This window comes from Stenotrophomonas sp. STEN018, from assembly GCF_056760235.1.
Window position 1 is genome coordinate 1 of the sequence record NZ_JBRREK010000091.1, and the last position, 10126, is coordinate 10126.

General features: G+C 65.4%; 6 protein-coding genes. 3 read left to right on the top strand and 3 right to left on the bottom strand.

The features are described from left to right. Positions 1-116: 116 nt before the first annotated feature. Positions 117-713, bottom strand: a complete 597-nt coding sequence (locus tag ACVOMB_RS19980; RefSeq protein ID WP_481532790.1) for a Dps family protein — start codon at positions 711-713, stop codon at positions 117-119. Positions 714-801: 88 nt separating this feature from the next. Here ACVOMB_RS19980 and hrpA point away from each other — a divergent pair, with 88 nt between their 5' ends. Continuing rightward, on the top strand, positions 802-4995 hold the full coding sequence (gene hrpA / locus ACVOMB_RS19985; protein ID WP_481532791.1) for an ATP-dependent RNA helicase HrpA: 4194 nt from the start codon (positions 802-804) through the stop codon (positions 4993-4995). A 12-nt stretch (positions 4996-5007) separates the two neighbouring features. On the opposite strand, the gene ACVOMB_RS19990 is transcribed toward hrpA, so the two are convergent. After that, entirely contained in the window at positions 5008-5538 is a 531-nt protein-coding gene (locus ACVOMB_RS19990; RefSeq protein WP_481532792.1) for a DUF4124 domain-containing protein, read from the bottom strand. Positions 5539-5616: 78 nt separating this feature from the next. Continuing rightward, positions 5617-6132: a hypothetical protein gene (locus tag ACVOMB_RS19995; protein ID WP_481532793.1), complete on the bottom strand. Its 516-nt coding sequence runs from the start codon at positions 6130-6132 to the stop codon at positions 5617-5619. Between the two features lie 61 nt (positions 6133-6193). Between ACVOMB_RS19995 and ACVOMB_RS20000 the strand changes: the two genes are divergently transcribed. Both ACVOMB_RS20000 and ACVOMB_RS20005 read left to right on the top strand, forming a co-directional pair. Then, positions 6194-8350: a RelA/SpoT family protein gene (locus tag ACVOMB_RS20000; RefSeq protein WP_481532794.1), complete on the top strand. Its 2157-nt coding sequence runs from the start codon at positions 6194-6196 to the stop codon at positions 8348-8350. Between the two features lie 13 nt (positions 8351-8363). After that, positions 8364-9911: a hypothetical protein gene (locus ACVOMB_RS20005; protein ID WP_481532795.1), complete on the top strand. Its 1548-nt coding sequence runs from the start codon at positions 8364-8366 to the stop codon at positions 9909-9911. Positions 9912-10126: the final 215 nt, after the last annotated feature.

A 10126-nucleotide genomic window follows, 5' to 3' on the forward strand; every position in this document is an offset into this window, starting at 1 on the left:
CCCCCCCCCCCCCCCCCCCCCCCCCCCCCCCCCCCCCCCCCCCCCCCCCCCCCCCCCCCCCCCCCCCCCCCCCCCCCCCCCCCCCCCCCCCCACTACAGGTACTGCGCCGAACCTTTTACTGAAGTAGAGACCGCAGCATCCACGCATACTTCTCATGGATCTGCAGGCGCTGGGTCAGCAGGTCCTCGCTGGGGGCGTCGTCGGCGTCATCGGCCTGGTCCAGCACCTTGCGTGCGGTACGGCAGACCGCTTCATTGCCGACCACCAGCTGGCGTACCATTTCGCGCCAGTCAGCACTGTCACTCAGGCCCGGTTCCTCGGCAATCGATGTCAGGGCGGCGAATTCGCGGTAGGAGCCAGGCGCGTTGAAGCCCAGCGCGCGGATGCGCTCGGCGATCTCGTCCAGGGCGTTCCACTGTTCGGTGTACTGGTCCATGAACATGTTGTGCAGCGAGTTGAACATCGACCCGGTGACGTTCCAATGGAAATTGTGGGTCTTCAGGTACAGCGTGTAGGAGTCGGCAAGGAAGTGCGACAGGCCGTCGGCCACCTTCTTGCGATCCGCGTCCTTGATCCCGATATCTACCGCAGGTGCCGAGGGTGCGGCGGCTGCCAGTTTCTTCTTGCCGATTTCCGTCTTGGTGACGGTTGCTGCTGCGGCCTGCTTCTTCTTGCCGGCTTCTGGTTTGTTGCTGTTCTTGGCCTTGGCCATGACGCTTTTCTCCTTGGCGGGTTGAATGGCTTCACAATAGCGCTCTGGGCACCATACCTGTATTTCAAGTTTTGACGTTGAACGATTGATGAGCACTATCGAAAAAGACCTGTCCGCGCGCCTGCGCGCCGCCCGTCCCGCCATTGACGGGGCGATGAGCCGTGACCGTGGGCGCCTGTTGGGGCTGCTCTCACGCTGGCAGGGCAAACCCGCGGACGCGGCGGCCGAGCAGGCGTTCCAGCAGCAGCTGCAGCGTTCGCACGCGCAGCGCCAGCAGCGCGCCGCTCGGCCGATCGCCATCACTATGGACGAAGCCCTGCCAATCGCGCGTGAGGCCGAGCAGATCAGTGCCTTGATCCGGGCCCATCAGGTGGTGGTCATCGCTGGCGAAACCGGTTCCGGCAAGACCACCCAGCTGCCCAAGCTGTGCCTGGCCGCTGGTCGCGGTGAGGCCGGCATGATCGGCTGCACCCAGCCGCGCCGTATCGCCGCCCGCGCGGTGGCCGCGCGCGTGGCCGAGGAACTGCAGACCGAGCTGGGCACGGTGGTCGGTTACCAGGTGCGCTTCACCGACAAGGTCGGTGAGGACAGCCGCATCAAGTTCATGACCGACGGCATCCTGCTGGCCGAGATCGCTTCGGACCGCTGGCTGTCGCGCTACGACACCTTGATCATCGACGAGGCGCACGAACGCAGCCTCAATATCGACTTCCTGCTGGGCTATCTGAAGCAGCTGCTGCGCAAGCGCCCGGACCTTAAGTTGATCGTGACCTCGGCCACCATCGACACCGAGCGCTTCTCGTGCCACTTCGACAATGCGCCGGTGGTCAATGTCGAGGGCCGTACCTATCCGGTGGAGCTGCGCTACCGGCCGCTGGAGGAAATGGGCAAGAGTGCCGACAGCGCCGCCGCACCGGCGTGTGGCAAGCGTGTGGAAGCGGACAGCGAGTCGGCGATGGATCCGGTCTCGGCCATTGTCGCTGCCGTCGATGAAATCACCCGCAGCGATGCGCGCGGTGATGTGTTGATCTTCCTGCCGGGTGAGCGCGAGATCAGCGATACCCACCAGGCCTTGGAACGGCGCAAGTACCGAGAAACCGAGGTGCTGCCGCTATACGCGCGCTTGTCGGCCAAGGACCAGGACCGGGTATTCAATCCCGGCCCGAAGCGACGCGTGGTGCTGACCACCAACGTTGCCGAAACCTCGCTGACCGTGCCGCGCATCCGCTATGTGGTCGATCCGGGCTATGCGCGGGTCAAGCGCTACAGCCCGCGGCAGAAGCTCGACCGCCTGCATATCGAGCCGGTATCGCAGGCCAGCGCCAACCAGCGTAAAGGTCGCTGCGGGCGTATCTCCGAGGGTGTGTGCTATCGACTGTATTCGGAGGCGGATTTCCTGAGTCGGCCGGAGTTCACCGATCCGGAGATCCGCCGTTCCTCGTTGTCCGGCGTGATCCTGCGCATGCTGCAGTTGGGCCTGGGCAAGATCGACGAGTTCCCGTTCCTGGAAGCGCCGGACGAACGCGCGGTGGCGGACGGCTGGCAACAGCTGGCCGAGCTTGGCGCCATTGACGAGGAGCGCAAGCTCACCGACATCGGCCGGCAGATGGCACGCTTGCCTGTGGACGTAAAGCTGGCGCGCATGTTGGTGGCCGCGCACAAGGGTGGTTGCCTGCGCGAGATGCTGGTGATCGCCTCCTTCCTCGGCATCCAGGACCCGCGTGAGCGGCCGCCGGAAGCGCGCGAAGCGGCCGACAATGCACATGCCTTGTTTGCCGACGCACGCTCTGAATTCATCGGCATTGTGCGGTTGTGGAATGCGTATCGCGATGCCCACGAAGACCTCACCCAGTCCAAGCTGCGCGACTGGTGCGGGCGTCATTTCCTTGGTTTCCTGCGCATGCGCGAATGGCGTGAGCTGCATCGCCAGCTACGCCTGTTGTGCGAGGAACTGGGCTGGTCGATGGGTGAGGATGAGACCTTCGGCAAGGCGTTGTTGTCGGCACCGCCGGCGTTGCCTGCTGGGGGAGATGTAGAGGCGAAGCGCAAGGCGACGCGGGGTGAGCAGCATAAGGCTGCACGGCTCGCGCGCGCGGGGAAACAAACAAGCTCCCCGGTTGTTCCTGCCGTGCAGGAAAAAAATGCCGGAAAGCCCGGCGCTGACCCCGGCTTTAACTCCATCCCCGACAAAGTACGCATCGCTGCCTACCAGACCCTGCACCGTGCGGTGCTGGCTGGCCTGCCGACCCAGATCGGCCATCGCACCGAGAAAGGCGACTTCCAGGCGCCGCGTCAGCGTCGCTTCCATTTATTCCCGGGTTCGGCCCTGGCCAAGCGGCCACCGCCGTGGGTGCTCAGTGCCACGCTGTTGGATACGGCGCGCGTATGGGGCATGACCAATGCCTCGATCGAGCCGGATTGGGTGATCGCCGAGCTGCCGCATCTGCTGGCGCGCAAACACTTCGATCCACATTGGTCGCGTGCCCAGGGCCAGGTGCTGGCCTCCGAGCAGATCAGTCTGTTCGGCTTGGTGCTGGCACCGAAGAAGCCGGTGCATTACGGCAGGATCAACCCCGGCGAAGCCCATGACATCTTCGTGCGGCAGGCGCTGGTGACCGGCGAGATCAATACCCGCGCCGGCTTTGTCGCCGACAACATGAAGCTGCTGGAGCAGGCGCGCGAAGAGGAAGCCAAGCTACGCCGCGCCGGTATCGTTGCCGACGAGGATTGGCAGGCACGCTGGTATCTGGATCGGGTGCCTTCGCATATCCATTCGGCCAATCTGCTTGATGGTTGGTGGAAGGCGTTGCCGCCGGAACAACGCCGCGGCCTGCATTGGTCGCTGACCGATCTGTTGCCGGGCGAGGGCAGTGAGCAGGATCGTTACCCCAAGTATTTCCCGCTGGGCGATGCGCGGCTGGCGATGCATTACCGCTTCGAGCCGGGCAGTGAGGAGGATGGCGTCACCCTCGATGTACCGCTGCACCTGCTCAATGCGCTGGACCCTGCGCGGCTGTCGTGGCTTGCGCCCGGCTTTGTTGCGGAAAAGGCCTCGGCCTTGATCCGCAGCCTGCCCAAGGCGATGCGCCGCAACTATGTGCCGGCGCCGGACTTCGGTCGTGCGTTTGCCGAAGCCTGGGCGCAGCCTTCGGCTGACGACATCCGTGGCGAGCTGGCGCGCTTCCTGTCCAAGGCCACCGGGGCGGTGGTCGCTGCGACGGACTTTGATGTGGAATCACTGGACCCGCATCTGCGCATGAATCTGCGTTTGTTTGAAGTGACAGCTGGCAACGCCACACGCGGGAAATCGGCTGCTACTGGTGAAAACGACGGCATGAAGCTGTTGGCGATGTCGCGCGACCTGGATGCACTGCGTGCCCGCTTCGGCGAGCGCGCCGGTAGCGCGTTTGCCGCACGTGCAGGCGCGGCGCTGGCTGCCGAGGGACTGCGCGAGTTTCCGACTGCCGCCATTCCCGAGCAGGTCCCGGGTGAAGCCGGGGTGCCGGCTTTCCCGGCGCTGGTCGATACCGGCGACGCCGCCGCGCTGCGCATCTTCGCCGACAGGAATGAAGCTGCGTTGGCGCATCCGCAGGGCGTACGCCGGCTGCTGGAGATCGCTTTGGCTGACAAGCTCAAGCAGGCACGCAAACAGTTGCCAGTGTCGCCCAAGACCGGCCTGTTGTATGCGTCGATCGAGTCGCAGGAACGGCTGCGTGGCGATCTGGTCGATGCTGCGGTGAACGCGGTGTTGGCGGACGGGCTGGAGGCGATCCGCACACCGGAAGCCTTCCAGCAACGCTGTGCTGACGCTGGTAAGCGCTTGTTTGGCGAGGCGATGGAGCGGCTGAAATTGGCCGAAAGCATCCTCGGCCTGACCGGTGAGTTGAAGCCGCAGCTGGAGTCGCCGCTGATGGGCTGGGCACGCGGCAATCTGGACGATATGCAGGCGCAGTTGGCTGGCTTGGTGCATGCCGGTTTTCTACGCGAGACCCCGGCCGACGCACTGGCGCAATTCCCGCGCTATCTGAAGGCGATGATCCTGCGTGCCGAGCGCGCAAAGCGCGACCCACCACGTGATCAGGCGCGCATGCTTGAGCTCAAACCCTTCGTTGATGCCTTGCAGGAAGCGCGCGTGCAAGGTCTGGCGCAGCGCCCGCAATGGGCGGCCTTGCGCTGGGATATCGAAGAGTTGCGGGTATCGCTATTCGCCCAGGAACTGGGCTTCCGTTCCGGCATCTCGGCCAAGAAACTGGCGCAGCGGGTGGCTGCGCTACGCAGCTGACTGCAGCTGCGTTCAGCGCGTCGCTGGCGCTCCCGGGCGGTGCTGCTGGATGCAGGCGCGTCGAGCGGTGTTCATCTGCGTGTGGGCACTGGCGTGTTCGCGGCTGATGGCCTGGCGGAAGGTCGCCATCCGTTCCCGCAACGCCTTGCTGCGCTGAGCATCCTGGGCCGCGGCGAGCTGTTCGTTGAGCACGCCCATCTGTTGCTGCAGGGTGCCGACACGGTCATTGGAGGAGCCATAGATGGACGCCGTGGCCGTGCTGATGCAGCTGCGTTCGGCCTCGCGGGCTTCTGCCAGCTCGCTGCTGTCTGCCGGCGGTGTTGTCGCCTCGCCCTCAGCTTCGCGCTCGCCCTCGGTGGCTGCCGGCTGTGGCGGTGCCGGGGCTGGAGCGGCTGATTCACGCAGCCTCATCGGCTCGGCGCGGGCATCACAGGGATGCTCGGAATACATGGTTTCGCCGGACTTGCCTTTGCATTTGTATACCTGTGCGGCCGCACTGGCGGGCAGTAACAGCAACAGCAGGGTAAGAACGAATACGCGCATGGCGAAGGCAGGCTCACAGGGTGTGAAATGCGGTGAACTCCTGCCCCAGCCGATTCAGCCGGAGCAGGGCAGGTGCGGTTATTTGGTACGGCGGACCTTGGCGCGGGTATTGAGCCCGTCGATCTGCAGGTACCACACGTTCATCAGGCCCGGGGTGATGCGTACTTTCGGGGCCTGCTTGCGCACGCCGCTGGCGCCGGTGTCATCGGTCTGTTCCCAGATCTGGCCGTTGTCCAGGGTGTACTGGCGACCTTTGCTGAAGCCACGGAACTCTCCTTCCAGGGTCGCCTCGATGGGGGCCTTGGAACCAAAGTCATAGAAGCCGCGATTCTTGACAATCACTTCCTGGCGGCCTTCTTCGCGTGCCTGCTCGACAGCGACGCTGGCGGCCTGCGCCACCTTGCCCTGCAGCCAGTTGTTGAGTGTGACCAGCTCTTCGGCGCTGAGCTTGTTCAAGCCGGCAGCATTGAATTCGGCAGCGGACATCTGTTGCTGCAGATCCCCCTGCACCACGCGCTGGGCGTGTGCATTGGCGAATGGGTACGACGACAAAGCGGTAGCGGCAAGCAGGACAGCAAGGCGGGGCAGCTTCATGAACATTGTTCCCAGAGAGGGTGGGCGCTAGTGTAGGGGTATCCGCCCGTAATTGAATGCTGTGAATAGTTCCCCCACCCCCGGTCTGGAAGCGCTGCTGCAGCGCGCCTCAACCCGTGCCCTGTCCGAGCCGCTGCGTCAGGCCCTGCTGGCCTGCTGGCAGCAAGCGGACATGGATGTGTCGCCGCGCCTGTCCTGGCCGGTACTTGCCGATACCCTGGATTCGCTGGCGCTGCTGTCCGCGGATGAAAGCGTGATCGTTGCCGCCCTGCTGTTCGACCTGCCTGGGCTGCGCGCGCGCGCGGCCGAGCTGCCACTGGGGCCAACCGCTGTGGCGGTGAATGGACTGCTGGACGGGCAGGAGGCTGCCGACCAGGTGTGGGCGCTGCACGCCGGCCGCGATGCTGGCCGCAACAGCGAAGGCCTGCGCCGGCTGTTGCTGGCGATCATCCATGACCTGCGGGTGGTGCCTATCCTGCTGTCGCGGCAGTTGGCCTGCATGCGTGTGGCCGACAAGCTGCCAGCCGAAGAACGCCGCGCGTTGGCCCAGCTGACCCGCGACATCCACGCGCCACTGGCCAACCGGCTGGGCATCTGGCAGCTGAAGTGGGAGCTGGAGGACCTGGCATTCCGCTTCCTCGAGCCGGAAACCTATCGCCATATCGCCCGTGAGGTCGATGAAACCCGCATCGCCCGTGAGCGCTATGTGGAGGCAGTGAAGAAGAAGCTGTCGGCGGCCTTGGCCGAGCAGGGCATCCGTGGCGAAGTCAGCGGCCGACCCAAGCACATCTACAGCATCTGGCGGAAAATGCAGAAAAAGCAGCTGGCCTTCCAGCAGCTGTACGACCTGCGCGCGGTGCGGGTGATGGTCGATGACGTCGGCGCCTGCTACGCCACGCTGGGCGTGGTGCATGCGTTGTGGACACCGATTCCCAGTGAATTCGACGATTACATCGCGCGCCCCAAGGCCAATGACTACCGTTCGTTGCACACCGCGGTGATCGGCCCGGAAGGGCGCACCATCGAAGTGCAGATCCGTACCCATGAGATGCATGCGCAGGCCGAGCTGGGCGTGGCCGCGCACTGGAAGTACAAGGAAGGCGGCAAGGGCGCGGAGAAAGCCTTCGACCGCAAGATAACCTGGATGCGGCAGCTGCTGGAACAGGCGCAGGAGCCGGGCAGCGCGGATGATCTGGCCGGCGCGCTGGATGCCGAGCTGATCGAGGACCGGGTCTATGCGCTGAGCCCGAAGGGCGAGGTGATGGACCTGCCGGCTGGCGCCACGCCGCTGGATTTCGCCTACCACGTACACACCATGGTCGGGCATCGCTGCCGCGGGGCCAAGATCAACGGCCGTATCGTGCCGCTGACCTACCGTCTGCGCAGCGGCGACCGCGTCGAGATCCTGACCGGCAAGGAAGCCGATCCCAAGCGCGACTGGTTGCTTCAATCCAATGGCTTTCTGGCCAGTGGGCGTTCGCGCGAAAAAGTACGCAATTGGTTCCACAAACTGGACCGCGCCCGCAACGTGCAGGCCGGTCGCGAGTTGTTGGACCGCGAATTGAAGCGATTGGGCCTGCAGCATTCGGACCTGATGGTGGCGGCGCGCAAATTCCACGCCGACAGCGTTGATGATCTGTATATCCAGGTGGCGCTTGGCGATACCGGCCCCAACCAGGTCAGCCGCGCGCTGCTGGAGGCTGAAAAGGCCGCCTCGCAACCGGCAGCGCCGGCATTGCCACGGCCGACCGCACGCCGCGGCAGCATCGGCAAGTCCGATTTCACCGTACAGGGTGTGGGCAATCTGCTGGTGCAGCTGGCACGTTGCTGCCAGCCGGTGGCCGGCGAGCCGATCACCGGTTACCTGACCCGCACCCGTGGCGTCACCGTGCACCGCATGGATTGCGCGTCGCTGGCGCGCTTGTCGGGCGCGCATCCGGAGCGGGTGCTGCCGGTGGAATGGGGGCGTACCGGCACTGGCTATGAGGTCGATGTGATGGTGCGCGCGGTCGATCGGCGCTGGTTGTTGAAGGACATCACCAACCTGATCGCGCAGGAAGATGCCTATGTGCTGGAAATCAACAGCGACAACCTGCGCGAGAGCGGACGTATCCAATTGCGCCTGCGTTTGAAGGTAAGCGACTACGGCCAGCTGTCAACCCTGCTCGGAAAACTTGACGCCTTGCCCGGCGTAGACGATGCGCGAAGGCTGGGATAGGTAAGCTTGGCGCATGGAGAACTGGCGTCAGCGCGGTCAACAGGGATTGGAGACATTCGGCGACAAGCTACGGCTGTACGGGCGCTGGTGGGTGGCGCGTGGCTGGAACAGCCCACGCGCTTGGCGGTCGATTGCCATTGGCGTAGCCGCCTTGGCGCTGATATTGGCGCTGTTCCGGCAGCCGCTGGCGGACTGGCTGTGGCCGGAGACCAAGATCCAGCAATTGCTCGATGATGGTCGCCAAGCGTTGCGCGAAGGGCGCTTGAGCGGCGCTGATGGCCGCGGTGCGCGTGAGTTGTTCGAGGCTGCGGCAGCGCTGGACCCGGACCGCAGTGACGTGCAGACCGCGCTGGCGCAGACCGCGCAGGCAGCGTTGGCGCAGGCACGCAGGCAGTTGGCGGCAGGGGATCGTGAAGCTGCCGCGACAAGCCTGGCATTGGCGCGGCAACTGCAGGCACCATCGGCCGATATTGATCCGCTTACGGCCAAACTGCAGCACGCGGTGCGTGGGCATGGCGGCATCGAGCAACTATTGCAGCAGGCCGAGGCCGCGCAGGCGCAGGGTCGCTTGGATGACGCGGCAGACGCAGCCTTGCCGCTGTATCAACGTGTGTTGGCACTGCAACCGGACAAGATGCAGGCGCTGGAAGGGCGCGATGAAGTGCTGTCAGACCTGCTGACCCAGGCAACCCGCGCCGCAGACCGCGGTGATCTGGCCGCTGCGGCGGGCTTGCTGCAGCGGGTGGAGCGTTATGACGCCGGCCACGCCAATCTGCCGGCGGTCAAGGCAGTGATGAATGCTGCGTTGGAGCAACGACGCCAGCAGGGCGAGCGTGATCTGGCGCGCGGCCGCCTGCAGCGTGCAGCCGATGCATTCCAGCAGGTGCTGGCGGCGGGCGAGGACCCGGCCGCACGCCAGGGTCTGCAGCGCATCGCCCATGCGCAGGTGCAGGAAGCGGTGCGTCTGGCCGGGGATTTTCAGTTTGAACCGGCTGACCGTGCGCTCCAGCACGCGCGCGAACTGGCCCCGGACAGTGCTGAAGTAGCCGCCGCCGAACAGGTACTGCAACGCGCCCGGCAGGCCCGGCAATCCATGGAGGCACCGGGTACCGGCGCCGAGCGCGAGCGCCACCTGAAGATACTGCTCAAACAACTGGACGAGGCCGAGGTGCGCCAGCAATGGCTGTTGCCTCCAGGCAGCAGCGCCTACGATCGCTTCAAGGCGGCACAGGCGCTGGCACCGCAGGATCCGAGGGTCAAGCGCGCAGCGGCAAGGATACTTCCGGCTGCGCGCACCTGTCTGGACGACAACCTGCGCGGCAATCGCCTGCGCGCCGCGCGGACCTGTCTGGATGCCTGGCAGGCGCTCGCGCCGACCGATCCGGCGCTGGCATCAGCGCGGCGTCGGCTGGCGCAGCGCTGGATTGCCGTGGGTAGTGAACGTCTGGGTGGCGGTGATACCGCATTTGCTCAGCAGGCGCTGGCGCAGGCGCAGCAGATTGATCCGGGCACGCCCGAGATCGCCGGCTTCAACGAGCGGGTGCGCAACGCCCTGCGGTGATCGCAGCGTGGCCACGCTTTACCGGCGAAGTTGGCCGTCTGCATGAACCCGGTAGAGCCGAGCCATGCTCGGCTGGAGCTTTCCTGGTAGAGCCCCCTGCCGAGCATGGCTCGGCCCTACCCTCGCCCCCCGAACTGGCATGGTCACCGGTAGAGCCCGGCGGGGGTAGGCGGGAGCGGTGCTGTTTTAGCCCCACCCCCGCCAGGCATTGGCCA

Excerpts from the sequence above, each read along its gene's own strand:
- ACVOMB_RS19990 (WP_481532792.1), bottom strand. The coding sequence starts at position 5,538 with ATGCGCGTATTCGTTCTTACCCTGCTGTTGCTGTTACTGCCCGCCAGT.
- ACVOMB_RS20005 (WP_481532795.1), top strand. The coding sequence starts at position 8,364 with ATGGAGAACTGGCGTCAGCGCGGTCAACAGGGATTGGAGACATTCGGC.
- ACVOMB_RS19980 (WP_481532790.1), bottom strand. The coding sequence starts at position 713 with ATGGCCAAGGCCAAGAACAGCAACAAACCAGAAGCCGGCAAGAAGAAG.
- hrpA (WP_481532791.1), top strand. The coding sequence starts at position 802 with ATGAGCACTATCGAAAAAGACCTGTCCGCGCGCCTGCGCGCCGCCCGT.
- ACVOMB_RS19995 (WP_481532793.1), bottom strand. The coding sequence starts at position 6,132 with ATGAAGCTGCCCCGCCTTGCTGTCCTGCTTGCCGCTACCGCTTTGTCG.